The organism is Pseudomonas sp. SC3(2021) (assembly GCF_019856535.1).
In the GTDB taxonomy this organism is placed as follows: domain Bacteria; phylum Pseudomonadota; class Gammaproteobacteria; order Pseudomonadales; family Pseudomonadaceae; genus Aquipseudomonas; species Aquipseudomonas monsensis.
This window is the reverse complement of the sequence record NZ_CP082236.1, coordinates 3,981,111-4,004,485: the sequence shown is the minus strand read 5'-3', so window position 1 is coordinate 4,004,485 and position 23,375 is coordinate 3,981,111. Positions and strand designations below refer to the sequence as shown.

The 23,375-nt window shown below is 58.9% G+C and carries 26 protein-coding genes; 11 read left to right on the top strand and 15 right to left on the bottom strand.

Annotated features, from left to right (window positions below):
• The first annotated feature begins 9 nt into the window (after positions 1-9).
• Both K5Y35_RS17930 and K5Y35_RS17925 read left to right on the top strand, forming a co-directional pair.
• Positions 10-204 carry a hypothetical protein gene (locus K5Y35_RS17930; protein ID WP_123462299.1) on the top strand — a complete coding sequence of 65 codons (195 nt, stop codon included), beginning with the start codon at positions 10-12 and terminating at the stop codon, positions 202-204.
• Between the two features lie 101 nt (positions 205-305).
• Positions 306-488 (top strand): hypothetical protein, encoded by a 183-nt coding sequence (locus tag K5Y35_RS17925; protein WP_222832511.1) that lies wholly within the window; start codon positions 306-308, stop codon positions 486-488.
• Here the strand turns inward: K5Y35_RS17925 and K5Y35_RS17920 are convergent.
• Positions 485-1,546, bottom strand: coding sequence for an AI-2E family transporter (locus K5Y35_RS17920; protein ID WP_123462297.1), 1,062 nt, complete (start codon positions 1,544-1,546; stop codon positions 485-487). The two genes, K5Y35_RS17925 and K5Y35_RS17920, sit on opposite strands and share 4 nt — an antisense overlap.
• A 112-nt stretch (positions 1,547-1,658) precedes the next feature.
• Positions 1,659-2,345: a cysteine hydrolase family protein gene (locus K5Y35_RS17915; RefSeq protein WP_222832510.1), complete on the bottom strand. Its 687-nt coding sequence runs from the start codon at positions 2,343-2,345 to the stop codon at positions 1,659-1,661.
• A gap of 191 nt (positions 2,346-2,536) precedes the next feature.
• Here K5Y35_RS17915 and yegQ point away from each other — a divergent pair, with 191 nt between their 5' ends.
• The gene (yegQ, locus tag K5Y35_RS17910; RefSeq protein ID WP_123462295.1) at positions 2,537-3,880 is read left to right on the top strand and encodes a tRNA 5-hydroxyuridine modification protein YegQ; all 1,344 of its coding nucleotides are present in this window, start codon (positions 2,537-2,539) and stop codon (positions 3,878-3,880) included.
• A gap of 209 nt (positions 3,881-4,089) precedes the next feature.
• On the opposite strand, the gene K5Y35_RS17905 is transcribed toward yegQ, so the two are convergent.
• Together K5Y35_RS17905 and K5Y35_RS17900 are read right to left on the bottom strand one after the other, a co-directional pair.
• Complete coding sequence (locus K5Y35_RS17905) at positions 4,090-4,320, bottom strand: hypothetical protein (protein ID WP_128615629.1); 231 nt, start codon at positions 4,318-4,320, stop codon at positions 4,090-4,092.
• A 92-nt stretch (positions 4,321-4,412) separates the two neighbouring features.
• A complete protein-coding gene (locus K5Y35_RS17900; RefSeq protein ID WP_123462293.1) occupies positions 4,413-5,126 on the bottom strand; it encodes a FadR/GntR family transcriptional regulator in 714 nt (237 codons plus the stop codon).
• Positions 5,127-5,492: 366 nt separating this feature from the next.
• Here K5Y35_RS17900 and K5Y35_RS17895 point away from each other — a divergent pair, with 366 nt between their 5' ends.
• A complete protein-coding gene (locus K5Y35_RS17895; RefSeq protein ID WP_222832509.1) occupies positions 5,493-6,839 on the top strand; it encodes an MFS transporter in 1,347 nt (448 codons plus the stop codon).
• Positions 6,840-6,863: 24 nt separating this feature from the next.
• A complete protein-coding gene (gudD, locus tag K5Y35_RS17890) occupies positions 6,864-8,207 on the top strand; it encodes a glucarate dehydratase (RefSeq protein ID WP_186748116.1) in 1,344 nt (447 codons plus the stop codon).
• Positions 8,208-8,334: 127 nt separating this feature from the next.
• Here the strand turns inward: gudD and K5Y35_RS17885 are convergent, their stop codons facing one another.
• Positions 8,335-9,207 carry a LysR family transcriptional regulator gene (locus K5Y35_RS17885; RefSeq protein WP_123462290.1) on the bottom strand — a complete coding sequence of 291 codons (873 nt, stop codon included), beginning with the start codon at positions 9,205-9,207 and terminating at the stop codon, positions 8,335-8,337.
• Positions 9,208-9,439: 232 nt separating this feature from the next.
• Here K5Y35_RS17885 and ampC point away from each other — a divergent pair, with 232 nt between their 5' ends.
• Positions 9,440-10,534, top strand: coding sequence for a class C beta-lactamase (ampC, locus tag K5Y35_RS17880; protein ID WP_410055931.1), 1,095 nt, complete (start codon positions 9,440-9,442; stop codon positions 10,532-10,534).
• Between the two features lie 156 nt (positions 10,535-10,690).
• Here the strand turns inward: ampC and K5Y35_RS17875 are convergent, their stop codons facing one another.
• The gene (locus K5Y35_RS17875; protein ID WP_123462288.1) at positions 10,691-11,251 is read right to left on the bottom strand and encodes a DUF4174 domain-containing protein; all 561 of its coding nucleotides are present in this window, start codon (positions 11,249-11,251) and stop codon (positions 10,691-10,693) included.
• Between the two features lie 206 nt (positions 11,252-11,457).
• Between K5Y35_RS17875 and K5Y35_RS17870 the strand changes: the two genes are divergently transcribed.
• Positions 11,458-11,922, top strand: a complete 465-nt coding sequence (locus K5Y35_RS17870) for a GNAT family N-acetyltransferase (RefSeq protein WP_186748119.1) — start codon at positions 11,458-11,460, stop codon at positions 11,920-11,922.
• A 32-nt stretch (positions 11,923-11,954) separates the two neighbouring features.
• Here the strand turns inward: K5Y35_RS17870 and K5Y35_RS17865 are convergent, their stop codons facing one another.
• The 3 genes from K5Y35_RS17865 to K5Y35_RS17855 form a co-directional block, all read right to left on the bottom strand.
• Complete coding sequence (locus K5Y35_RS17865; protein ID WP_123462286.1) at positions 11,955-12,281, bottom strand: hypothetical protein; 327 nt, start codon at positions 12,279-12,281, stop codon at positions 11,955-11,957.
• Between the two features lie 7 nt (positions 12,282-12,288).
• Positions 12,289-13,074 (bottom strand): sulfite exporter TauE/SafE family protein, encoded by a 786-nt coding sequence (locus K5Y35_RS17860; RefSeq protein ID WP_123462284.1) that lies wholly within the window; start codon positions 13,072-13,074, stop codon positions 12,289-12,291.
• Between the two features lie 244 nt (positions 13,075-13,318).
• Positions 13,319-14,068: a hypothetical protein gene (locus K5Y35_RS17855; protein WP_128615137.1), complete on the bottom strand. Its 750-nt coding sequence runs from the start codon at positions 14,066-14,068 to the stop codon at positions 13,319-13,321.
• A 271-nt stretch (positions 14,069-14,339) separates the two neighbouring features.
• On the opposite strand from K5Y35_RS17855, the gene K5Y35_RS17850 reads away from it, so the two are divergent.
• Positions 14,340-15,488: an aldose epimerase family protein gene (locus tag K5Y35_RS17850; RefSeq protein WP_222832507.1), complete on the top strand. Its 1,149-nt coding sequence runs from the start codon at positions 14,340-14,342 to the stop codon at positions 15,486-15,488.
• Positions 15,489-15,536: 48 nt separating this feature from the next.
• Here the strand turns inward: K5Y35_RS17850 and K5Y35_RS17845 are convergent, their stop codons facing one another.
• From K5Y35_RS17845 to K5Y35_RS28295, 4 genes are all read right to left on the bottom strand, one after another.
• Positions 15,537-15,932: a hypothetical protein gene (locus tag K5Y35_RS17845; RefSeq protein WP_123462278.1), complete on the bottom strand. Its 396-nt coding sequence runs from the start codon at positions 15,930-15,932 to the stop codon at positions 15,537-15,539.
• Positions 15,933-16,012: 80 nt separating this feature from the next.
• A complete protein-coding gene (locus K5Y35_RS17840; RefSeq protein WP_123462276.1) occupies positions 16,013-16,276 on the bottom strand; it encodes a PAAR domain-containing protein in 264 nt (87 codons plus the stop codon).
• 198 nt (positions 16,277-16,474) lie between these two features.
• Positions 16,475-17,089, bottom strand: a complete 615-nt coding sequence (locus K5Y35_RS17835) for an Imm43 family immunity protein (RefSeq protein ID WP_123462274.1) — start codon at positions 17,087-17,089, stop codon at positions 16,475-16,477.
• A gap of 16 nt (positions 17,090-17,105) precedes the next feature.
• A complete protein-coding gene (locus K5Y35_RS28295) occupies positions 17,106-17,444 on the bottom strand; it encodes an AHH domain-containing protein (RefSeq protein WP_222832506.1) in 339 nt (112 codons plus the stop codon).
• Between the two features lie 217 nt (positions 17,445-17,661).
• Here K5Y35_RS28295 and K5Y35_RS17825 point away from each other — a divergent pair, with 217 nt between their 5' ends.
• Together K5Y35_RS17825 and K5Y35_RS17820 are read left to right on the top strand one after the other, a co-directional pair.
• The gene (locus K5Y35_RS17825; protein ID WP_222832505.1) at positions 17,662-18,483 is read left to right on the top strand and encodes an aldo/keto reductase; all 822 of its coding nucleotides are present in this window, start codon (positions 17,662-17,664) and stop codon (positions 18,481-18,483) included.
• 28 nt (positions 18,484-18,511) lie between these two features.
• Entirely contained in the window at positions 18,512-18,982 is a 471-nt protein-coding gene (locus tag K5Y35_RS17820) for a DUF1810 domain-containing protein (protein WP_123462266.1), read from the top strand.
• Here K5Y35_RS17820 and K5Y35_RS17815 read toward each other — a convergent pair.
• On the bottom strand, positions 18,947-21,307 hold the full coding sequence (locus tag K5Y35_RS17815) for a DNA polymerase II (RefSeq protein WP_222832504.1): 2,361 nt from the start codon (positions 21,305-21,307) through the stop codon (positions 18,947-18,949). The two genes, K5Y35_RS17820 and K5Y35_RS17815, sit on opposite strands and share 36 nt — an antisense overlap.
• Before the next feature lie 205 nt (positions 21,308-21,512).
• On the opposite strand from K5Y35_RS17815, the gene K5Y35_RS17810 reads away from it, so the two are divergent.
• A complete protein-coding gene (locus K5Y35_RS17810) occupies positions 21,513-21,953 on the top strand; it encodes a CBS domain-containing protein (protein WP_123462262.1) in 441 nt (146 codons plus the stop codon).
• A gap of 121 nt (positions 21,954-22,074) precedes the next feature.
• Here the strand turns inward: K5Y35_RS17810 and K5Y35_RS17805 are convergent, their stop codons facing one another.
• Positions 22,075-22,698: a glutathione S-transferase gene (locus tag K5Y35_RS17805; RefSeq protein WP_128615666.1), complete on the bottom strand. Its 624-nt coding sequence runs from the start codon at positions 22,696-22,698 to the stop codon at positions 22,075-22,077.
• Positions 22,699-23,375 lie beyond the last annotated feature (677 nt).

Here is a 23,375-nt window from a genome sequence, read left to right as displayed (position 1 = left end):
GACGATTACATGCCTACACAAAACCCGCACCGCATTGTCGGCCTCTGCACCTCCAGCAAGGTGTACAGCGCCCTGACCGAGCTCAAGCACCTGGAAGGTCACCGTTGTGCCAAGTTTCTCTCGCTACTGACGGAGAACCTCGTGCACAAGGGCTTGCTCAACGAGCGCGAGGTCATGCACATGCTCGATCAAGTGGTCGATTGATTAGCCCTCAACGGCATCAATGACTACTATCGAAAGCGTTGATTGTCCCTGCAACCGTTGAATCCCTAAGGTAGCCCCATCGTTTGATGGAGGTCCTTGTCATGGCTCAGGTTCAAATCATGTCCGTTATCGGCAGCGCCGTTCCCGCCGCGCTCAGAGCGTCGGGCCTGCTCGCCTGCTGGTATCTGGTGCGCGATGGCGAGCCGATCAGCGGCCCGCTCACCTCGTTGCCGGCGGCGCAGGCCTTGTCGCAGAAAATCATTGGCGAGCCGTTTCAAGCCTAAGGCAGCTGGACTTTCGGTTTGGTCTCGATGAACAGCGCCCAACTGGACATGAACAGGGCCGCGATCAACGGGCCAATGACAAAGCCGTTGAGGCCGAACACCGCGAGGCCACCAAGGGTCGAGATCAGGATCAAGTAATCGGGCATACGCGTGTCCTTGCCCACCAGAATCGGGCGCAGCACGTTGTCGACCAAGCCGATCACAAACACCCCGAACAACGCCAACACCACGCCTTGCCAAATCATCCCGCTGAGCAGGAAATACACCGCCACCGGCGCCCAGACAATCCCCGCCCCCACCGCCGGCAACAGCGACAGAAAGCCCATCAGCACGGCCCACAGCAGTGCGCTGGGGATGTCGAGAAACCAGAAAATCGCCCCGCCCAATGCGCCCTGAGTGACCGCTACCACCAGGTTGCCCTTCACCGTTGCGCGCACTACCCGGTTGAACTTCAACTGCAAACGCCGTTTGTGACTCTCTTCCAGCGGTACGGCCGTACGCACCTTGCGCACCAGCTCGGCGCCATCGCGCAGAAAGAAAAACAGCAGGTACAGCATGATGCCGAAGCTGACCACGAACTCGAACGTGCCCTGACCGAAACTGAAGGCCTGAGTGGCCAGTACCTGACTGCCCTGCATCGACGCCTTGACGATTTTCTCGCGCAGACCGTTGAGTTCGCCCATGCCGAAGCGATCAAGCAAATGCTGAAAGTAAGGCGGCAGACTGTGTTTGAACTGCGCCAGATAGGCGCCGATGTCCAGTTGGCCGCTTTCGATGTTGTTGTACAGCGTCGCGCCTTCCTGGACCAATAACACGCTGAGGATGATGACCGGCAGAATCGCAATGATCAGGCAAATGCCCAGGGTGCACAAAGCAGTCAGGTTGCGTTGCCAGCCGAATTTCTGCTGTAACCGGCGTTGCATCGGCGCAAACAGGATGCCGAGGATCACCGCCCAGAACACCGCGCCATAAAACGGCAGCAGGATCCAGATAAACGCCACCGTGACCAGCAACAGCAGCACGGTGAGGGATTTGAATTGAAGGTTTTTTTGGTTCATGTCCGATCCATGTCAGTCAGGCGTCATGCACGCCCCGAACCTTAGTCAATCGGGGCCTGCACGAGTGCCATCTTTATTCATGGAGCATAGTTGCGGATCAGCCTGAGCCCGCTTATCGAACCGGCAAACGGACGATTTGTCCGGTGCTCAAGACATCGCCGAACGTGTCCTCGATTTCCGCCAGCGCAGCCTTGTGCAGGGAGTCCTTGTCGATGGCCGCGCCATTGGCACGGGTAATGGCGCGGGTTGCCGAGGCATCGGCGGCGACAATCACGCTGTAACCGAGCGGCACTGCATCCCGCGCGGCTCCAGCCACACAGGCGTGAGTCATCAGGCCCGAGACGATCAGCGTGTCGATGCCGGAGGTTTTCAGGCGCTGGTTCAGATCGGTGCTGGCAAATACGCTGACGGTGTTCTTTTGCAGCACGACGTCTTGCGCCCGTGGCTGCATGTCCCGGTGAAACTTCACCGTATCGCCATCGCTGGCAAACACCGACGAACCGGCCGGCGCAACGTGCTGCACGTGGTACACCGGAATGTGGTGGCGGTCGGCGAAAGTGATCAGTTCACGGGTTTTCGCCAGTGCAGTAGCACCGTCCGGGATCGGCAGCCTGCCGCTGAAGTATTCGTTCTGGAAATCGATCACCAGCAAGGCGGTTTTGCCGGCGGGCAATTGGCTGAGCGGAGTCGCGCCGGACATCGCCCGAAGGGTCGGCTGACTGTCGGCAACTGCGCCAGTGCTGGCCAGCACCCCGGAAAATGCACAGGCACTGAGGAAACGGCGGGTGAAGCGCTGCATGGGAATGTCCTTGCTCGATTGAATGATGGGCAAAGGTTAAGCACTCGCCGCCGGGCAGAAAACACGACAAGCAGCACATCATCTGTGCTGCTTTTGCACAGATCGGCGCAACGCGCCGAAACATAGATCCAGATCAATAACCCGCGCGGACATCCGCCTTACGCTGCCGCGCTTTTGCCATCGACGCCGCCATGACTCTCACCCAAGCCCTCACCGCCCCGGAATTGCTCGCCCCCGCCGGCACCCTGAAAAACATGCGTTACGCCTTCGCCTACGGAGCCGATGCGGTGTATGCCGGTCAGCCGCGTTACAGCCTGCGGGTGCGCAACAACGAATTCGACCACGCCAACCTGGCGTTGGGGATTCGCGAGGCACAGGCACAAGGCAAGCGCTTCTATGTGGTGGTCAACATCGCGCCGCACAACGCCAAGCTGAAGACTTTCCTCAAGGATCTGGCGCCCGTGATCGAGATGGCGCCGGACGCACTGATCATGTCCGACCCGGGCCTGATCATGCTGGTACGCCGCCATTTTCCGCAGATGCCGATTCATCTGTCGGTGCAAGCCAACACCGTGAACTGGGCGAGCGTCGAGTTCTGGCAGCAACAAGGGCTGAGCCGGATCATCCTCTCGCGGGAACTGTCGCTGGAGGAAATCGGTGAAATCCGCGAGCAGGTGCCGGGCATGGAACTGGAGGTGTTCGTCCACGGCGCACTGTGCATGGCCTACTCCGGGCGCTGCCTGCTGTCGGGCTACATGAACAAGCGCGACGCCAATCAGGGCACCTGCACCAACGCCTGCCGCTGGAAATACTCGGCGCAGGAAGCCACGGAAAACCAGCTCGGCGACATCGTCCAGACCTTCCAGCCCGAGCCGACCCTGGGCATCGGCGCGCCGACCGATCAGGTGTTCCTGCTGCAGGAAGCCAATCGCCCAGATGAGTTGATGCCCGCGTTTGAAGACGAGCACGGCACCTACATCATGAACGCCAAGGACCTGCGCGCCGTCCAGCACGTCGAGCGCCTGACCCGCATGGGCGTGCACTCGCTGAAGATCGAAGGTCGCACCAAGTCGCACTTCTATTGCGCACGCACCACGCAGGTCTATCGCCGGGCGATCGACGATGCAGTCGCCGGGCGCGAATTCGATCGCAGCCTGATGAGCGATCTGGAATCACTGGCGCAGCGCGGCTACACCGAGGGCTTCCTGCGCCGGCATGTGCACGACGAATACCAGAACTATCAGCACGGCAGTTCGGTGTCGGAACGTCAGCAATTCGTTGGCGAACTGACCGGCGAACGCCGCGACCGGCTGGCCGAGGTCAAGGTGAAGAACCGCTTTGCACTGGGCGACCATCTGGAATTGATGACGCCCAAGGGCAATTTCCACTTTGATCTGCACCAGTTGCAGAACGCCAAGGGGGAAGCGATCGAAGTTGCGCCGGGGGACGGGCACACGGTGTACCTGCCGATTCCGGATGCGGTGGATTTGCGCTTTGGGTTGCTGATGCGGGATGTAGCTACGAACCCCGTATGAGGGCATGCACTACCCTGTCGGGGGGCACTGATCTTCAGCGGCATTGCCGCCGCCATCGCTGGCAAGCCAGCTCGCACAGGGTAGGTGTCGAACACCAAATTCCATGACACCACTGTGGGAGCGGGCTGCCTGCGATGAGGCCGGCATGAACAACACACACTGCAACTGACCACCGACAAAAAAGCCCGGCACCAAAACCCGGGATTTTATTACCTGCGATCATCCGACAACGGCGTCGGAACATCCGCCGGTGGCACATCATCGTCCGCCGCCGGGTCCTTCCAGTCTTCCGGCCGATCGGCGTCGCTCAATGGATCGCGCCCCGGGCTCATACCCGGCGGCGCATCATGATCAGCCAATGTCGGCTCCTCCGTGCCGGGCACCGGCCGGGTCGGATCAGTCGGCAACACACCACCCTGAAACAGCAAATCATTCGCCATGACACACCTCACACAGGAGGTCCGGAACATCCGGGCCGTACTGGTTGGAAGCCTGCCGGCGGACGGCGTGCTATTGAACGGACCAGCGGCGATCAGCCCTGCGCACTGAAGCGGTCGCGGCTGTTGGTCAGGTGCAGCCACATCGCTGCGCGTGCCGCATCGGGGTCCTGACGCTTGATCGCATTCAGGATCGCCTCGTGTTCGAGGTTGGCCAACTGCCCCAGCTTGCTTAGATCTGCCGCTCCGCGTTCGGCAGCATTGAGCCGGTTGCGCGGAATCATTGCATTGCCCAGGTGCTGCATGATTTCGCTGAAGCAGACGTTGCCAGTGGCCTCGGCGATCAGCAGATGAAAACGCCGATCAGCCTCGACGCAACTATCGTTGCTGTCCAGCAGACGCTGATAGTCATCCAGCGCCTGACGCATCTGCAGCAGTTGCTGCTCACTGCGCCGTTGCGCTGCCAACGCGGCGGCCTGCGTCTCCAGGCCCATGCGCAACTCAAGAATGCTGCGCACACCGAGCGCGGTATCGACATTCAGGCGCAAACCCTGCTCGGCAGCGCGCTCAATGACGAAGGTGCCGATGCCGTGCCGCGTCTCCACCAGCCCCGACGCCTGCAATTTGGAAATCGCTTCGCGCACCACCGTGCGACTGACGCCGTGTTCCTGAACGATGGCGTTCTCCGACGGCAGCTTGTCGCCGGGCGACAACTGGCCGAGCAGGATGCTCTGGGTGAGTTTCTCCACCAGGTCATGCGCCAGGTTATGGGCGCGTTTACGGGCGGGGGCGTCGAGGTCTTCTTGCATGGTCGGTTCCGATGATCGGGGCCAGCGGATCGTAGCATCGCGCAGTGCGGGACGAGGTTGATTTTAGCGCTAAAAATCCCGAATCACTTGTATGACAACACTCAAATATCTTTATGGAAGTTGCGAAAAAACCAGCGCGCTCACATCAGCAAAAGACGATAGCGTGCAGCTTCAGCGCTCCACTCACTGCGAGAAACCCCAATAGATACGCCTTAAGAAAGCAAAAAAGCATAAAAAGAACCTGCTCCAGACAAATTTAATTGCATCGCCCCACTTGTAGGACAAAAATTTCAGGTTGTATGATGTCTATCAACAAAGCAGCACCAGCCCTACCCCGCATAAAAATAATCAGTGGGAGAAAACCAAGTGAAAACCTCCGTCTCCGGGATGCACGAGGGCGTCGATTCGACGCTCGCGTCCGCCATCTCGAAAGTGAAACGCCACGTCCTGCCGCTCTTCGTGATCATGTTCATCGTCAATTACATTGACCGGGTGAACATCGGTTTCGTCCGCACTCACATGGAACACGATCTGGGCATTGGTGCCGCCGCCTACGGCTTCGGCGCCGGTCTGTTCTTCATCGGCTACGCGCTGTTCGAAGTGCCTTCCAACATGCTTCTGCAGAAAGTCGGCGCACGCATCTGGCTGACCCGCATCATGCTCACCTGGGGCCTGGTCGCTGCCGGCATGGCGTTCATCCAGAACGAAACCCACTTCTATGTGTTGCGCTTTTTACTCGGCGTGGCCGAAGCCGGGTTCTTCCCTGGGGTGATCTACTACTTCACCCGCTGGCTGCCCGGCGTCGAGCGCGGCAAGGCGATTGCGATCTTCCTCAGCGGCTCCGCCGTGGCCTCGCTGATCTCCGGTCCGCTGTCCGGCCTGCTCCTGCAAATCAACGGCCTGGGCATGCACGGCTGGCAATGGATGTACTTCATTGAGGGGATGTTTTCGGTCGGGCTCTGTGTATTTGTCTGGTTCTGGCTCGACGCCAAACCCCACGACGCCAAATGGCTGACCCGCGCCGAACAGGATGCGCTGGTCAATGCCATCGACGATGAACAAAAGGCCCGCGAAGCCGCAACGCCCATCCGTCCTTCACTGGGCAAACTGCTCAAGGACCGGCAGATCCTGCTGTTCTGCCTGATCTACTTCTTCATCCAGCTGACCATTTATGCGGCGACCTTCTGGCTGCCAAGCATCATCAAGAAAATGGGCGAGATGAGCGACTTTCAGGTCGGCCTGTTCAACTCGATTCCGTGGCTGCTGTCGATCATCGGCATGTATACCTTCGCTGCGTTCTCGGCCAAGTGGAAACACCAGCAGGCGTGGGTCGCCACCGCGCTGCTGATCGCCGCCGCAGGAATGTTCATGTCCACTACCGGCGGGCCGATTTTCGCCTTCGTCGCGATCTGCTTTGCGGCACTCGGGTTCAAATCCGCCTCGTCGCTGTTCTGGCCGATTCCCCAGGCGTATCTGGACGCTCGCATCGCCGCAGCGGTGATTGCGCTGATCAACTCGGTGGGCAACCTCGGCGGCTTCGTCGCGCCGACCACCTTCGGCCTGCTCGAAGAACACACCGGCTCGATTCAGGGCGGCCTCTACGGTTTGGCCGCGACCTCAATCATTGCCGCGATCATCGTCTTCGCTGCGCGCACCACGCCCAAACCCGCTGCTGACCTCGCCGTGGCCGAGGCCGCGCCAAAGCACGCCTGAACGCTGTATCAGAAGGATAAAAACATGACCGCACACGACACTGCCAAAGCCCCGATCATCACCGACATGCACGTCATCCCGGTGGCCGGCCACGACGGCATGCTGCTCAACCTGAGCGGCGCCCACGGGCCGTTCTTCACCCGCAACCTCGTCATTCTCAAAGACAACGCCGGCCATACCGGCGTCGGCGAGGTGCCCGGCGGCGAACGCATTCGCCAGACCCTGGAAGATGCGCGCAGCCTGGTGGTCGGCAGCCCGATCGGCACCTATCAGAAGATCCTCAATCAAGTGCGCCAGACCTTCGCCGACCGCGATGCCGGTGGCCGCGGCCTGCAGACTTTTGACCTGCGCATCACCATTCACGCCGTCACCGGTCTTGAAGCGGCCCTGCTCGATCTGCTCGGCCAGCACCTCGACGTACCGGTTGCGGCGCTGCTTGGCGAAGGCCAGCAACGTGATGAAGTGAAGATGCTCGGTTACCTGTTCTATGTCGGTGATCAGCGCGAAACCGACCTCGCCTACCGCAGCGAACCGGATGCCGATAATGACTGGTTTCGCGTGCGACACGAGCACGCCATGACCGCCGAAGCGGTGGTGCGCCTCGCCGAAGCGGCCCATGCGAAATACGGTTTCAAGGACTTCAAACTCAAGGGTGGCGTGCTCAGCGGCGATGCGGAAATCGAAGCGGTCACTGCCCTCGCCGAACGCTTCCCGGATGCACGCATCACCCTCGATCCGAATGGTGCCTGGTCCTTGAAAGAAGCGATCCGCCTGTGCCGCGATCAACACCACGTGCTGGCTTACGCCGAAGACCCGTGCGGTGCGGAAAACGGTTATTCGGGGCGCGAAGTCATGGCTGAATTCCGCCGCGCCACCGGGCTGAAAACCGCGACCAACATGATTGCCACCGACTGGCGCGAAATGGGCCACGCCATCCAGCTGCAGTCAGTGGACATTCCCTTGGCCGACCCGCACTTCTGGACCATGCAAGGTTCGGTGCGCGTGGCGCAGATGTGCCATGAGTGGGGCCTGACCTGGGGCTCGCACTCCAACAATCACTTCGATATCTCTCTGGCGATGTTCACCCACGTCGCCGCTGCCGCGCCCGGCGAGATCACGGCCATCGACACCCACTGGATCTGGCAGGACGGTCAGCGCCTGACCAAGGCACCGCTGCAAATCGTCGACGGCTGTGTCCAGGTGCCGAACAAGCCGGGGCTCGGCGTGGAGCTGGATATGGATCAGGTGGCCAAGGCCCACGAACTGTATAAAGGCATGGGCCTTGGCGCGCGGGATGACAGCGTGGCGATGCAGTTTCTGATTCCGGGGTGGCGATTCGATAACAAGCGGCCGTGTCTGGTGCGCTGACGCTTTTGAGTCGTCCAGCCGCCCTGTAGGAGTGAGCCTGCTCGCGATGGCGGCGTGTCAGTTGATATCAATGTTGACTCTGACACACCGCCATCGCGAGCAGGCTCACTCCTGCAGGGGTTTTGCATTAACCAGAGATTTGCAGCAGCCAGTTTTTAAAGGCGAGCATTGCTGCCGTTTCCGGCCTCGACTGCAACCGCGTCAACCAGTAACTCCCGGTGGTGATCTCGATTGCAAACGGCTGACAGATCGTCTCGGCCGCCAGTTGCCGGGCAAACATCAGCGGCGGCGCCAGCGCCACCCCGCTACCCTGCAATGCCACCTCCATCATCGCCAGCGACGAGTCAAAGACAATGCTCTGCGGTGGCGCCGCGTGGGTCGCCAGGCCTGCCGCGTGAAACCATTGCGGCCATTCATCGGTGCGATAGGAGCGCAGCAACGTGTGCTGCAACAGATCGCCCGGCGTGCGCAGTTGCCGGGCGATCTCCGGCACGCACAACACCGACAGCGGCGCATCAAGCAACCGCGTCGCTTCAATGCCATGCCACGCCCCCGCACCAAAGCGAATCGCGTAATCCAGCCCTTCAGCAGCGACGTCCACGCGATTGTTGTGGGTCGACAGCCGTAAATCTATGAGCGGATGTTTCGCCCGGAAGTCCGCCAGCCTCGGCAACAGCCACCCCACCGCGAACGTACCGACGGCGCCGACCGTCAGCATTTCGCGGTATTGCCCACCGGCAAGACGTTCGAGAATCTGCGCAATGCGATCGAATGAACTGTTCAGCACCGGCAACAGGGTTTCGCCTTCGCTGGTCAGCATCAGCCCGCGGGGCAGGCGTTTGAACAGGGTAACGTTGAGCTGCGCTTCGAGGCTTTTCACCTGATGACTGACTGCCGCCTGGGTCACGCACAACTCGACGGCCGCACGGGTGAAGCTCAAATGGCGTGCGGACGCTTCAAAGGCGCGCAGCGCGTTGAGCGGCAATTGTGGTCGAATCATGCTCAGTCCCAAATTTTTCTAATGGCTGCTGCGAGTTTTCGTCGTTTGTCGATTGGCGCCGTGCTGACTAAATTGGCGGCGCTGATCAGTCGCCCGACGGGGAAATCGCCCGCAGTGTAGCGGGATACCATCATCAACACTCATGGAGAGTGGTTCATTCATGTCATTCATCAACCCTGGCAAACTCTTTTCCTACAGTACTTTCGGACTGTTTTTTGGCGCGACGACCTGCATGGCCGCACCGCCTTCCGATGCGCAACTGCAAGCGCTGGTCAACGCGGCGGTGACACCGGTGATGCAACAACAGAACATCCCCGGCCTCACCGTGGCGCTGACGGTCAACGGCCAAGCGCATTACTTTAACTACGGCGTCGCCACCAAAGATACCGGACAGAAAGTCAGCGAAAACACCCTGTTCGAAATTGGCTCGGTGAGCAAAACCTTCACCGCCACCCTCGCCGGTTACGCCCAGGCCAACGGCAAACTCGACCTGGCGACCAAGGCCAGCACGCTCTGGCCCGCGCTCCAAGGCAGTGCCTTCGACAACATCAGTGTGTTGCAACTGGGCACCTACAGCGCCGGCGGCTTGCCTCTGCAATTCCCGAGCGAAGCGGATTCCCCTGAGCAGATGCTCGGCTATTTCCAGCAATGGAAACCGGTCTATCCTGCCGGCAGCCATCGCCAGTACTCCAACCCGAGCCTGGGCCTGTTCGGCTATCTGGCGGCGAAAACCCTCGGCCAGCCTTTTGATCAGGCGATGACGCAAACCCTGCTGCCGAAACTGGGCCTGCAACACACCTACCTCAGCGTTCCCGCCAGCCAAATGGACCTGTATGCGCAAGGCTATGACAAGCATGACAAACCGGTTCGCGTCACGTCCGGTGCGCTGGACTCGCAAGCCTACGGCGTTAAAACCAGTGCGGTGGACATGCTGCGTTACGTTCAGGCCAACCTGAAACCTGAAACCCTTGAAGCGTCCCTGCAAAAAACCATCGCCAACACCCACACCGGTTATTACACCGTCGGCGATATGACCCAGGGCCTGGGTTGGGAAATGTATCGCTACCCGATCAGCCTCGATCGCTTGCTCGCGGGCAATTCGACGGAAATGGCCATGGAAGCGCACAAGGTGCAGTGGCTGAATCCACCGCGACCGCAACCGGCTGACGTGCTGATCAACAAGACCGGCTCGACCGGTGGATTCGGGACTTACGTGGCGTTTGTGCCAGCCAGGGATGTTGGCATCGTGATCATGGCCAACAAGAACTTTCCGATTCCTGAGCGGGTGAAGATTGCCCACAAAATCCTCAGCGCGGTCACTGACTGACCGCGAGCCACGGGCTTTGTACCAGGCAATAAAAAATGGGCGACCTGCACAGGTCGCCCATTTTCCAGTTCCAGCAAAGGCGCCTTGTCAGTCAAAGCCGATGTCGACTGTACGGACCTCTTCGCGGGCAAGCCCGCTCCCACAGGGTGCTACTCATCAATCATCCGGCATTTCAGGTGGCTTGGCCGGTTTGGTCGGCTTGGCGTTTTTGGCGCCTTTCGTCGTGGCCGGTTCGGTAGTCGCGGGGGGCGTCGCCACAGACGGTGGGGCGATGTCCTTCTCGGTGGCTGGCAGTGCATCGACCGTGTCGAAGATTTTCTTCAGGTCCACCGATTTTGCTTCATCGCCCGAGGCCGAGAGCTTGGTCTCGCCGTCCTTGCCCAACAGGAACACTTTCGGATAAGCCCCAGCGCCCAGCTTCAGCGAGCGCAACAAGGCCATGGTGTCCTGCTGGCCGAGGTCCTTGCCGTCGAGTTGACCGGCCATATTGAGGATGGTGTAGACCTTGATATTGCGGTCGGCGATGCCCTTCTTGTTCGCGGGATCTTCCAGCGACTTTTTCAGGCCTACCCATACCGGATCGACGGTGCTGGAGGCAATCACGATCAATGGTCGGGATCTGCCCATATCCCCGGCGATGGGCGAATCGTTATCTGCGGCGAACAAGGGGCCGGCAATCGCCAGCAAGAGTGTCAGGGTCAATGACCTGATGAGCATGCGCATCTCCTTTTGATATCCACGCTCTAATGATTGCGCATCGTGGCGATTGTTCCGGGCACGCCCGGCAAATATGTTTCGCCTTGTCAGAAGCTTAGGACAGCCACGACATTGCGCAACCAGCTGCGCGCAATCGTGACGTGGATTTGATTACCTTTGATGACCGCATTAGGGTGGCTGTTCACCGACGAAAAGGAGTTCTGCGTATGTACATCGACTACCTGTGCGATCACCCGCATCTGATTGAAGAACTGGCCGAACTCAATTTCAAGGAATGGGGCGAGTTCCGCCCCGGCGATACCCTTGAGGCCCGCACCGAACGGATGCGCGCAGCCTGCGGCAAGGGTGCGATTCCCAGCGTGGTGGTGGCCATCGAGGATGGCAGATTGCTCGGTGGTGCGCTGCTGATCGACAGCGACATGAAGATCCGCCCGCAACTGACGCCGTGGCTGGCAGGGGTTTATGTGAAGGCTGAGGATCGGGGACGCGGGGTCGCATCGCAATTGGTCAGCAGGATCGTCGATGAAGCGGCGGCGCTCGGCGTGTCGCAGTTGTATCTGTACACCGACGCGGCGCAATCGCTGTATGCGCAGCTGGGTTGGGAGGTGATAGAGGAACTGGTGTACGACGACCTGCCGGTGACGGTCATGAAGTACGTGATCAAACACTAACCTTGTGGTGAGGGAGCAAGGTTAGTGCAGCATCAGGCGAGGATTGAATCGAGCGCCGAGAGTAATTGCGAAGGGGCGACGGGTTGTCCGCCGAGCTTGAGTTCACCACTGTCGAGTTCAACGCTCAGCATCACCGACGCCCGATCGCCCGGGTACTTGCGCAGCACCAGCACGATGCTATCGGCAGCCTCATCGGCGGTACCGAGCAAATCCCACAGACTCTCACTCAGATCCAGCAGCACTCGCTGACGCTGCACATCGACTACCCGCGGCGCATACAGCCAATGGCTCATGCGCATCTCACGCGGCTCAACGGTGATGGCGAGACGACCTTCGCAATGGACGGTGGTTTCAGGCATGGCCGGTTCAGAACGCCAGCTTGTAGCCGATCAACAACAGCATGGTCGCCAGGCACGGGCGCAGCACTTCATCGGAAATGCGCCCGGTCAGGTGGCTGCCGAGCCAGATGCCCGGCAGCGAGCCCATCAGCAGGAAGCCCAGCACGCCCCAATCCATGTTGCCCATGCTCGCGTGGCCAAGGCCGGCGACCAGGGTCAGCGGTACGGCGTGGGCGATTTCGGTGCCGACCAGACGCCGGGTCGGCAGCAGCGGATAGAGAATGAACAACGCGACCGTGCCGAGGGCGCCAGCGCCGATCGAGGTCAAGGCGACCATGGTGCCGAGGATCAGACCGGTGATCACCGTCATCACGTTCAGGCGCACACCGTTCGGGTTGTAGTTGCCGCCCGCGCGTTTGTGGGCAAATTCCAGCAAGCGTTTCTTGAACAGAATCGCTAACGCCGTGGCGAACAGCACGTAGCCCAGCGCTTGCTTGATGATCGCGTTCATCGCCTCAGGGGCGGTGTGCAGGGTGCTGAGAAACCACAAGGTCATGGCCACCGCCGGCACGCTGCCGAGGGTCAGCCAGCCGGTGATGGCCCAGTCGATGTTTTTGTTCTTGCGGTGAACGAGGACGCCGCTGGATTTGGTAATGGCCGCGTACAACAGGTCAGTGCCCACCGCCGTTGCCGGGTTGATGCCGAACCACAGCAGGATCGGCGTCATCAACGAACCACCGCCGACACCGGTCATGCCGACAATAAAACCCACCACCAGCCCGGCAATCACCAGGCCGAAATTTGCCAATTCCATTAAGACGTCCAGAAAAACGACAGGAAAAATCTGGCCCGCAGCATAGCGATTTTTCTTATAACCACATATATCAATGCGGTCTATGGTTATGCCATATCGACCTCGACGCAGGAACCTGTGGCAGCGGGCTTGCTCGCGATGAGGTCGTATCAGTCAGCTGTTCCGTTGCCTGACACGCCACAATCGCTGGCAAGCCAGCTGCCTCAGGTGTTGTGCTGCATTGATTGCCATCACCGCGCCGAACTCACTGCACCGGCAGGAAATTCAGGAACAGCAAACTCTGCGCGTAATTAAGTCCGATCCGCCGATACCGCTCATCGAGCATCTGCGTGAGCAAATCCAGGCGCGCAACGATCTTGCTGAATTCGGTGGCGAAACTCAGATTGGTGCCCTCCTCCGAGATCTCATTGGAAAACAGCAGCGGCTGACCTTCCTTGTTCTGCCGCTGAGACAAAATCCACGTAGCTTTTTCGATATTGCGCGCAGCATTGTGAACGAACGTCGGATTGATCGCGTCGGTCATGTAGAACTCAGTGCGATTGCCATGGGCGGTGACCAGCATGCTGCCGATCGCATAGATGAACGCGCCGACCCGGTCGCCGAGAAACTCCGGGCTCATCGCATAGCTCAGCGCCGCCAGATCCTTGCGATTGCCGAGCACCGGCAACGGTTGCTGCTGCTCAATGGCCAGCCGCACCTGTTTGACGGCGGTGTTGATGTCGAGAAACCCGGACTTGCGCAGCTCTTCCGGGTTGCGCAGGTACAACTTGCCCATCAGGCGATAAAGGCTGTTGAGGTTGTCGCGCATTGCCAGGGTCGCCATGCGGTCGACACTGGTCTGCAGAAATTCCTGCGGCTGACCTTCACGCATCTGATGGAAGAAACCGTTGCCGTCCTGATGACTGCAACCGCTGAACATCAGCGACGACAGGCAGACCAGCAGCAGGCATGGGCGACGAAAAAACGCAGTGATCGGATAAAAAACTCTCGGCATGAATACTCGAACAGACACATTCCTGAGCGGCGGGCGTCGCCGCATCCTGGCCATGGATAGAGCCGCTGATTGTGCAAAAGTGCAGTGATGCGCGTCACCAGCCGACCTTCGGCACTGTCCCTCCCGGCAATTAGTCTGTCTTTATTATTGAAATAACCGACCAATCAACTATAAATCTTCTGTTTAACCTCAATTAGAATGACTAATGGCGATGACACCTGCACAGGGTCATCCGCCATTTGAAAACAACAACAAAAAAGGAAGGTCTACCATGCTTCAATCACGTCACCTGTTATCCGGCCTCGGACTGTCCCTGATGATCGCCACCCTTTCCGCTAACGCAGCCGGCCTCAGCGCTGAACACAAGGCTTTCGGCAAAACCAATGACGGCACGCCCGTCGAGCAATACATCTTGCGCAACAGCCACGGTATGCAAGCCACCGTCATCACCTACGGCGCGACCCTGCAATCGCTGAAAGTCGCCGACAAGCACGGCAAGTTCGACGATGTGGTGCTTGGTTTCGACGATGTGCAGGGCTATCAGAAAGGCACTGCGTACTTCGGTGCGACCATCGGGCGCTTCGGCAATCGCCTGGCTGACGGCACGTTCGAACTTGACGGCAAACGCTATCAAGTGCCGCAAAACGACAAGACCAACGCGCTGCACGGTGGCCCGCTGGGCTTCGACAAGAAGGTCTGGCAGGCGCAGGAAACCCGGGACAAGGATTCAGTGGGCGTGACCCTGACTTATCTGTCGGCGGACGGTGAAATGGGTTTCCCCGGCAACCTCACCACCGAGGTGACCTATCGCCTCACCGACAACAACGAACTGCGCATCGACTACAAGGCCAGCACCGACAAGCCGACCGTGCTCAACCTGACCAACCACAGCTACTTCAATCTCGCCGGCGCCGGCAATGGCGACATTCTCAAACAGGTCGCGACCTTGCACGCCAGTCATTACACCCCGGTCACCGCCAAGCTGATCCCGACCGGCGAACTGGCCCCCGTGGCGGGCACGCCGATGGATTTCAGCAAACCAACCGCGATCGGTACGCACATCAAGGCTGATCATCCGCAGCTGAAATTTGCCGAGCCAAAACAGGGTGGGTTTGATTTCAACTGGGCGCTGGATACCAAGGGCGATATCAGTAAAGTCGCCACTGAGGTGAGTGACCCGCAGTCCGGTCGCGTTCTGCAGTTGTTCACCACGGAACCTGGCGTACAGTTCTACACCAGTAACTTCCTCGACGGCACGGTCAAGGGCAAGGGTGGCAAGGTCTATCCGCACTGGGGCGCGTTTACCCTGGAGACACAGCACTATCCGGATTCGCCGAATCAGCCGAATTTCCCGAGTATTCGGCTTGATCCGGGGCAGGCTTATACGCAGAGCGTGGTGCTGAAGTTCTCCGCTAAATAACCTCCAACGCTGATTGTTCCCACGCAGAGCGTGGGAACAATCAATGGATTACAGACCCACACGCTCCAATCCCTGGCGCATGCCTTGATCCGCCTGCGCGCACCATTGCTTGAGCGTCAGACTCGGCGGCAGATTGGCCTCCAGGCTTTTGTATTCACCATCGGCAAACACCTCCCCCTTACGACCATGGGCCTCATTCTTGTCGCCATCGCTTTTGTCCATCTGACCTGGAACACCGGCAACATACGCCACCATTTTATTGGCGTTCACTGTGCTTTCAGCTTTCAGGAAGCCCTTGTCCACGCAATGGTTAATCAGCCCGGACATGTTGCGCCCAGTGTCGTACATCCCTTTCAACGTAGCGGCATCCAGCTCTTCTGCGTGAGCGACATTGACAGTGCCGATAGCGGCGATCAGTGCGAGGATCAAAGCGGTGTTCTTCATGTTTATTCCTTTAATGGATGAAGCCAGGTTGTTTACTTGCGGTATTCATGAGGGCGAACGAAGAGCTCACCCTCGCGAACTCAACTGACCACCGCTCCTTTCGGGCCACTGGCAATCAGCGCGGCCCCGCAGGCGGTCTTCATGCCGTCCAGCGCGATAGGCGTGCCGTCGACGGTGTAGGTGCTACTACCTTCAGCTATCGGAAAAATGCCTTTGCACAGAGGACAGCTGACTTTGTGACCAAGCCCGGCGATGGGCTTGCCGTTGAGGTCGGTTCGGGAGAAGGCTTCGAGCACCTTGCCACCATGGGTTGTGGAGTCGCCCAAGCGAATGGCGTCTTTCATGTTGTCACTCCTTTGACCAAGTTACTCAGGCATCCAAATGTCTTCTTACCAATGGGTATCGGTGATGAATTTTTCGCCCGTTGAGAATCACGCGGGTTGATCGCAATGACGAACTGCTTGACCTTCACGAAGGCTCGCAATCCGTCAGCAAGCCGCGCGGAATTCACTGGTGATTGCAACTGCGTCAACCTTTCACATTCAAATTGGCTTGATAGCCGACCAAAGCACGCTTTCCAAAGGCGTAAAATTTACGCCTTTAATATCTTTTGCAAGCTCTTTGAATATGCGCGAGCAAATAAGTGTATTACTTCCTGAAATCAACCCCTTGAATTTGAACAGATCACGCTTGAAGTCGGGAGGTAATACCAATTTTTTGAACCTGAAAATCAACCCATCCTCTTCTATGAAAGTAGAAGCAGGATCAGTCTCCGAGCGCGCATCCAACTCTTCAAAAAGTACGGCATTGTAGCTTTTTGATGAAATAGTTTCCCCACCTTTGGAAACCACTTGAATAGGCACAGCGTCAGTAACACCTACGTCCAGCTCGCTACAAACAGACATGAAATCATCACTGACTATGTAGAAACGCGCCACACTGCGTATATCGAAATCATAGAACTTATCTTTAGAAATAAGCACCATACCTTCTGGATAGGGCGTGTGTGTTTTGTAATGGATTTTCTCCGCATACCAAGGAAAAAAGCCATGCTCGACACCTTTGGTATCTGAGTAAAACTTATCGTAGAGATCTGCCTGTAAGAAGCCAGCCGGGCAACCAGGTTCTTCCTTTTGAGAAAGCACGTAATATTCCATAAACCCTTCTCCTTGCCTATCTAAGTCGGCGTTGTTTTGTGCCAGGCACCGAAAGGCTTGCTCTTAATCTTGTCTGTATCGCGGATATCTGAGTTCGCGCCTGTGCTTCGTCGATGACACCAGCCTCATATTTGCTCCTGACGGTCGTTACCATGTTGTTAACCATCGGGCTATAGACCTTACCATGCGATCCGCAATGGTAAAAAACGCGCTTGGTTTTCTTGGCCTGATCCGCACTGTCGGGCATCAACAAACCGTTTTCTTTCTTATCCCGCTCTCCACCCATCCCTATATCCGAGAAGAAACTGGCTAGCCGTCCCCATACTTCCTCGGGGATGAGGTGATGCGCCTGCATTTTGTCATGAGTAACGATCTACGTGGCCTGCAGAGACTTACCGGCTGGAAACAGGCAAAGCACTGCGCAACTTCTTGCGCACTTGTACGGGTAGAGGAATAAAGAAAGAGAGCGAAATGACAAGTACAGGCTGCGAGCTCTTGCTTTTGAACCCCATGGAACCCCTGCGCTATCCTGCTGCCCACTAAGGTATCGACCATCAGCACAGGAGGTTGGCATGCGTACCCTCGAACTCGCAGGCGTGCAGGTTCCAGTGATTGGCCAGGGCACCTGGCACATGGGCGAAGACCGTGCGGCGCACACGCGTGAAGTGGCCGCGTTGCGCCAAGGTATCGAACTGGGCATGACCCTGATCGACACCGCAGAAATGTACGCCGAGGGCGGTGCCGAAACAGTCGTCGGCCAAGCCATCGCCGGCCTGCGCGACCGGGTATTTCTGGTCAGCAAGGTCTACCCGCACAACGCCAGTCGCACAGGTATCCCCCAGGCGTGCGAGCGCAGCCTGCGGCGGCTCGGCACCGATTACATCGACCTCTATCTGCTGCATTGGCGCGGCCAGTACCCACTGGAAGAAACCGTCGAAGCCTTCGAACGTCTGCGCGCGGACGGCAAGATCGGCCGTTGGGGCGTGTCGAATTTCGATGTCGACGACCTCGAAGAACTGTCCAGTCCGGCCTGCGCCACCAATCAGGTGCTGTACAACCTCGAAGAGCGCGGCATCGAATTCGACCTGCTGCCGTGGTCGCAGCAACAGCGCATGCCGCTGATGGCCTACTGCCCGATCGGTCAGGCTGGTGCGATGCTCGCCGAGCCGGTGCTGAACACGGTTGCCGCTCGTCACGGCGTGACCCCGGCGCAGGTTTCGCTGGCGTGGATTCTGCGTCAGGATGGTGTGATTGCGATTCCCAAGGCTGTCCGCCCGGAACACGTGCAACTTAATGCACAAGCGGCGCAGCTGCAACTGGAGGCCGGGGATCTGGCGGCGCTGGACGAGGTATTCAAGGCGCCACAACGCAAGCAGCGGCTGGCGATGGTCTGAGTCGCTGGCCGCTGGCGAGGGCTTCGTCATGAGAAGCACTGATCAGTACGACCCGTTCCACCTGCAACGTTTCGTCCAGGCCCAGGACCCGGTGTTCGAACGGGTCCAACGCGAACTCGACGAGGGCCGCAAACGCAGCCACTGGATGTGGTTTGTGTTCCCGCAGCTCGCCGGTCTGGGAGGCAGCGAGATGTCCCGACGCTTCGCCATTCAGTCTGCCGAGGAAGCACAGGCCTATCTGGCCCACGACCTGCTCGGCGCGCGGCTGCGAACCTGTACGCAGTTGGTGCTGAAGGTGCATCAGCGCTCGATTGCCGAAATTTTCGGCCACCCCGATGACCTGAAATTTCACTCCTCGATGACTCTGTTTGCGCAGTTCAGCGCTGAGGACTGTCCGTTCAATCAGGCACTCGAACGCTACTTCCACGGCATCCTCGACGAATGGACCCTGCAACTGCTGGACTCAAAACAGGCCCAGTTGCCCCCCGATCAGGGTTGAGAAATCGTCGTCGACAAACGGCAGGATCGCGTCCGCCACCGGTTGCAGCTGGCGGGTGATGTAGTGGTCGTAGTCGATCGCGGCACGGCGCACTTCCAGCGGCTCCGGCCCGGCCAGGGTGATCACGTAACTGATCCAGCCGCCGTTTTGATACTGCCGTGGGCGACCGTGCCCGGCGTTGTATTCATCGGCCAGCCGGGCGGCGCGCACATGCGGTGGCACGTTGCGCTCGTAGTCATCGAGGGTACGCCGCAGGCGCTTGCGGTAGACCAGCCGATCATCGAACGCTCCGGCAAGGGTTTTGCGCACGTAGTCGCGCACGTAATCCTGATAGGGCTTGCGCTGGAAGATGCGCTCATACAGTTCCTGCTGGAACTGCCGGGCCAGCAGCGACCAGTCGGTGCGCACGGTTTCCAGGCCTTTGTAGACCATTTCCTCACTGCCGTCGGCGCGGCTCACCAGGCCGGCGTAGCGCTTCTTGCTGCCCTCCTCCGCCCCCCGAATGGTCGGCATCAGGAAGCGCTTGTAATGAATTTCGAATTGCAGTTCGAGAGCACTTTCCAGGCCGTATTCATCACGCACATGGGCACGCCACCAGTCGTTGACGTGCTTGACCAGCGCGTGGCCGATTTTCGCCGCTTCTTCCTGGCCATGCGGGCGACGCAGCCAGACAAAGGTCGAATCGGTGTCGCCGTAGATCACCGCGTGGCCCTGCGCTTCAATCAGCTGGCGGGTGCGCAGCATGATTTCGTGGCCGCGCAGGGTGATCGACGACGCCAGCCGCGTATCGAAAAACCGGCAACCGCTGGAACCGAGCACGCCGTAGAAGGCGTTCATGATGATTTTCAGCGCCTGCGACAGCGGCGCATTGTGCTCGCGCTTGGCGGTCTCGCGCCCTTCGGCCACGCGCGCAACGATGGACGGCAGGCAATGCCGGGTACGCGAGAAGCGGGCGCCACGGAAACCCGGCACCGAATCGGTATCGTCCGGATGCTGCAGGCCTTCGATCAGCCCCACCGGGTCGATCAGAAAAGTACGGATGATCGACGGGTACAGGCTCTTGTAGTCGAGCACCAGCACCGACTCATACAGCCCCGGTTGCGAATCCATGACGAAACCGCCGGGGCTGGCCTGCGGCGGGTTGGTGCCCAGATTGGGCGCGACGAAACCCTGGCGGTGCATCAGCGGCATATACAAATGGGTGAACGCCGCCACCGAGCCGCCGCTGCGATCCGCCGGCAACCCGGTAACACTGGCGCGTTCGAGCAAAAACGTCAGCAGCTCGGTCTTGGCAAAGATCCGTGTGACCAGTTCGCAGTCCTTGAGGTTGTATTTGGCCAGCGCCGGTTTGTCCTCGGCGAACATGCGGTTGATTTCGTCCATGCGCTGGTACGGATTGTCGATCGACTTGCCTTCGCCGAGCAGGGTTTGCGCGACGTTTTCCAGGCTGAACGAGGGGAAACTCCAGGTCGCCGAGCGCAGGGATTCGATGCCATCGATGATCAGCCGCCCCGCCGCCGCAGCGAAATAATGGTTGCGGCTGCCGTGTTCGCGCCATTGCATCTCTTCACCGCCACGGCCGATTTTCAGCGGCACGCCAAGACGCCGCGCGTGCTCGTGGAGAATGCGCAGATCGAACTGCACGACGTTCCAGCCGATGATTGCGTCAGGGTCGTGGCGGGCAAACCAGTCGTTGAGTTTTTTCAGGATGACGGTGCGTGAGTCGCAGTATTCAAGGTCGAAATCGACGCTGCTCGCATCACCGTTGGGCGCGCCGAGCATGTACACCTGCCGCTGGCCGCAGCCTTCGAGGGCGATGGAATACAGCTCGCCGGTTTCCGTGGTTTCGATGTCCAGCGAGACCAGGCGCAGGTTCGGCCGGTATGTCGGGTCGGGTTTGAGGTGGGCGTCGAGCAAGACGCCGTCAGCATCGGGCGTGCCACTGAACAGCACCGGCGCCGTGATGAAACGCTCCATCAGGTAGCGTTCCGGCGGGCGCACGTCAGCTTCGAACACGTCGACGCCGGCGCGGCTGAGCGCGGTTTCCAGGCGCATCAACTGGCCGTGTTGCTGGCAATACAGGCCGAGCACCGGGCGATGTTCGAAATCCTGCAGAGCCAGCGGGCGCAGTTCCACGTGCTTTTCGTCGTGCAGCAGGCGCTCGGCCGCTTCGCGCTGTGCGGCAGGGATAAACGCCACCGAGGTCTGCGGCGCCAACCGCACGCGGCGCGGCCCGGCGTCGGTTGCCAGCCAGAATTCGACTTCAGTGCCCGCCGGGGTATCGCGCCAATGCCGGGTCAGAACGAAACCCTGCTGTAAATCCACCACTGCGACCTCAGGAATTGAAACAGAGCCGCATTCTACGCTCCGCTGGCATGGAAGAACCTTGTGGGTTTGCACTTCACAACACTAAATGGGGATTTTTTCCGCATATGACGTTTTTTGCGTGCTATCTGCCGCTTTGCCACCTTGCCCTGCGCGCTTGCGTCTACGATGCTTGAATAACAACGACAACACCTGAGTAACCGCCATGAAGACCGTCGCCCAACTGCTCAAGCTCAAAGATCAGAAAAATCAGGAAGTGCATCAGATCAAGCCTGATCACATGGTGCTCGAAGCGCTGATGAAGATGGCCGAGAAAAACGTCGGCGCCCTGCTGGTGGTCGAAGACGACAAAGTGGTCGGCATCATCAGTGAACGCGATTACGCGCGCAAACTGGTGCTGCATGGACGCTCGTCGGTGGGCACACCGGTGCGCGACATCATGGTGGCGAACGTGATCACCGTGGACACCCATCAAACCGTCGACACCTGCCTGGGCATCATGTCCGACAAACGCCTGCGCCATTTGCCGGTGGTGGAGAACGGCAAGCTGATCGGCTTGCTGTCGATCGGTGACCTGGTCAAGGAAGCCATTGCCGAACAGGCCGAGCTGATCAGGCAACTGGAGCAGTACATTCGCGGGGAATAATCCCCGAAGCCCCCTGTAGGAGTGAGCCTGCTCGCGATAGCGGTCTGTCAGTCACCTTGTTTTTATCTGACAGACCGCTATCGCGAGCAGGCTCACTCCTGCATTTGGTTTTGTGGTGTGTTCAAGAAGGCCAATGCCGGGCGAATACCGGCGCCAGCACTGGATGTCGATCAATCCGCTGCAACCACGCATAAAACCCCGGTCGCGTCTGACGCAAATGCTCGCGGCTGCCGGCCCAGCGTGTGACCACCGCCGCCAGCACATCCAGCGCGCCGGGCGTTTCGTCATCCAGGTACAACTCGGCGGAAAACTGGTCGGCAAACACCTCCCAACTCCAATGCAAACGCTCACGTGCGCCAGCCACCAGGTTCTGCCGCGAGGCTTCGTCGGGCATCAGCAGCCAGCGCTCGGGGTAGTCGATGACACCGATCGCCGCGTAGCAATTGCTGACGATGTAGACCAGGCCGCGAATCGCCTGATCACGATCCTCTGCCTGGGCCGGCAGCAAACCGGACTTGGGAAACGTCAGGCCCAGATGAATCAGGATCGCCGCGCTCTCGGTGATGACACTGCCGTCAGGCAGTTGCAAGGTCGGTATCTGCTTGAGTGGATTGAGCTGGGCCAACGCCTCGGCGGCTTCGGTGCTGGCTTCGATATCAATGAAACGGTAAGCGATCTGGCACAGTTCCAGCGCCGCTTCGATGGCGGCTGCGCCTGAGTTTCTGTGCCCGTAGAGCTGGTACATATCCAATCCCCCCGAAAAGACCATTGCCACAGGGTAGATGGCTGTAGCGTGGGTGTAGAAAAAATCTGTCTGTGTATCGGTTTTGGCACGGTTTTCCCATGCATTCGCGACTTGCGAATTCAAACCTCGCAAAACAGCGCTGGCGGTGCCCATCCCGCACCAAGAGCAATCATCGAACGCTATCCGCGTTCTTGTAAGGTGCGATACCGAACCAAAAGTTCGTGTATCCGAGCTGGCAACAAGGAGTTCACCGCGTGAATCTTCAAACGTATTGCCGCATCACGTCCCGTTGGTATCCATTGGCGCAAAGCCGAGTTAGCCGGAACAGCTCCGGCCACCCATACATTTACTTTATTACCTGAACCCCAGCGTCATGCACTGCGTTGGCGGCATTGATTGCGCGTGCGCCACGGCACTATTTATTTTTTAAATATAACCCATGAAGTTATTGCGCAAGCGCTACATGAATGCTCGACAGCAGGATTGTCGAACAATAACTTGAATATTTTTAATTGCACCAAAAATGCGCTCGCAACCATAACTAACAAATAGTTGAAGCATACATTTCAAATCAACAAGAACAAGGAATACGGCCTGTGACCCGCTAATACATTGACCCGCACCAAATCAGTCCGCCGCGCACCATCAAGCGCCCTGACGGACCCGAGTTCAGCTGC

Excerpts from the sequence above, each read along its gene's own strand:
- K5Y35_RS17930 (WP_123462299.1), top strand. The coding sequence starts at position 10 with ATGCCTACACAAAACCCGCACCGCATTGTCGGCCTCTGCACCTCCAGC.
- K5Y35_RS17925 (WP_222832511.1), top strand. The coding sequence starts at position 306 with ATGGCTCAGGTTCAAATCATGTCCGTTATCGGCAGCGCCGTTCCCGCC.
- K5Y35_RS17920 (WP_123462297.1), bottom strand. The coding sequence starts at position 1,546 with ATGAACCAAAAAAACCTTCAATTCAAATCCCTCACCGTGCTGCTGTTG.
- K5Y35_RS17915 (WP_222832510.1), bottom strand. The coding sequence starts at position 2,345 with ATGCAGCGCTTCACCCGCCGTTTCCTCAGTGCCTGTGCATTTTCCGGG.
- yegQ (WP_123462295.1), top strand. The coding sequence starts at position 2,537 with ATGACTCTCACCCAAGCCCTCACCGCCCCGGAATTGCTCGCCCCCGCC.
- K5Y35_RS17905 (WP_128615629.1), bottom strand. The coding sequence starts at position 4,320 with ATGGCGAATGATTTGCTGTTTCAGGGTGGTGTGTTGCCGACTGATCCG.
- K5Y35_RS17900 (WP_123462293.1), bottom strand. The coding sequence starts at position 5,126 with ATGCAAGAAGACCTCGACGCCCCCGCCCGTAAACGCGCCCATAACCTG.
- gudD (WP_186748116.1), top strand. The coding sequence starts at position 6,864 with ATGACCGCACACGACACTGCCAAAGCCCCGATCATCACCGACATGCAC.
- K5Y35_RS17885 (WP_123462290.1), bottom strand. The coding sequence starts at position 9,207 with ATGATTCGACCACAATTGCCGCTCAACGCGCTGCGCGCCTTTGAAGCG.
- ampC (WP_410055931.1), top strand. The coding sequence starts at position 9,440 with ATGGCCGCACCGCCTTCCGATGCGCAACTGCAAGCGCTGGTCAACGCG.
- K5Y35_RS17875 (WP_123462288.1), bottom strand. The coding sequence starts at position 11,251 with ATGCTCATCAGGTCATTGACCCTGACACTCTTGCTGGCGATTGCCGGC.
- K5Y35_RS17870 (WP_186748119.1), top strand. The coding sequence starts at position 11,458 with ATGTACATCGACTACCTGTGCGATCACCCGCATCTGATTGAAGAACTG.
- K5Y35_RS17865 (WP_123462286.1), bottom strand. The coding sequence starts at position 12,281 with ATGCCTGAAACCACCGTCCATTGCGAAGGTCGTCTCGCCATCACCGTT.
- K5Y35_RS17860 (WP_123462284.1), bottom strand. The coding sequence starts at position 13,074 with ATGGAATTGGCAAATTTCGGCCTGGTGATTGCCGGGCTGGTGGTGGGT.
- K5Y35_RS17855 (WP_128615137.1), bottom strand. The coding sequence starts at position 14,068 with ATGCCGAGAGTTTTTTATCCGATCACTGCGTTTTTTCGTCGCCCATGC.
- K5Y35_RS17850 (WP_222832507.1), top strand. The coding sequence starts at position 14,340 with ATGCTTCAATCACGTCACCTGTTATCCGGCCTCGGACTGTCCCTGATG.
- K5Y35_RS17845 (WP_123462278.1), bottom strand. The coding sequence starts at position 15,932 with ATGAAGAACACCGCTTTGATCCTCGCACTGATCGCCGCTATCGGCACT.
- K5Y35_RS17840 (WP_123462276.1), bottom strand. The coding sequence starts at position 16,276 with ATGAAAGACGCCATTCGCTTGGGCGACTCCACAACCCATGGTGGCAAG.
- K5Y35_RS17835 (WP_123462274.1), bottom strand. The coding sequence starts at position 17,089 with ATGGAATATTACGTGCTTTCTCAAAAGGAAGAACCTGGTTGCCCGGCT.
- K5Y35_RS28295 (WP_222832506.1), bottom strand. The coding sequence starts at position 17,444 with ATGCAGGCGCATCACCTCATCCCCGAGGAAGTATGGGGACGGCTAGCC.
- K5Y35_RS17825 (WP_222832505.1), top strand. The coding sequence starts at position 17,662 with ATGCGTACCCTCGAACTCGCAGGCGTGCAGGTTCCAGTGATTGGCCAG.
- K5Y35_RS17820 (WP_123462266.1), top strand. The coding sequence starts at position 18,512 with ATGAGAAGCACTGATCAGTACGACCCGTTCCACCTGCAACGTTTCGTC.
- K5Y35_RS17810 (WP_123462262.1), top strand. The coding sequence starts at position 21,513 with ATGAAGACCGTCGCCCAACTGCTCAAGCTCAAAGATCAGAAAAATCAG.
- K5Y35_RS17805 (WP_128615666.1), bottom strand. The coding sequence starts at position 22,698 with ATGTACCAGCTCTACGGGCACAGAAACTCAGGCGCAGCCGCCATCGAA.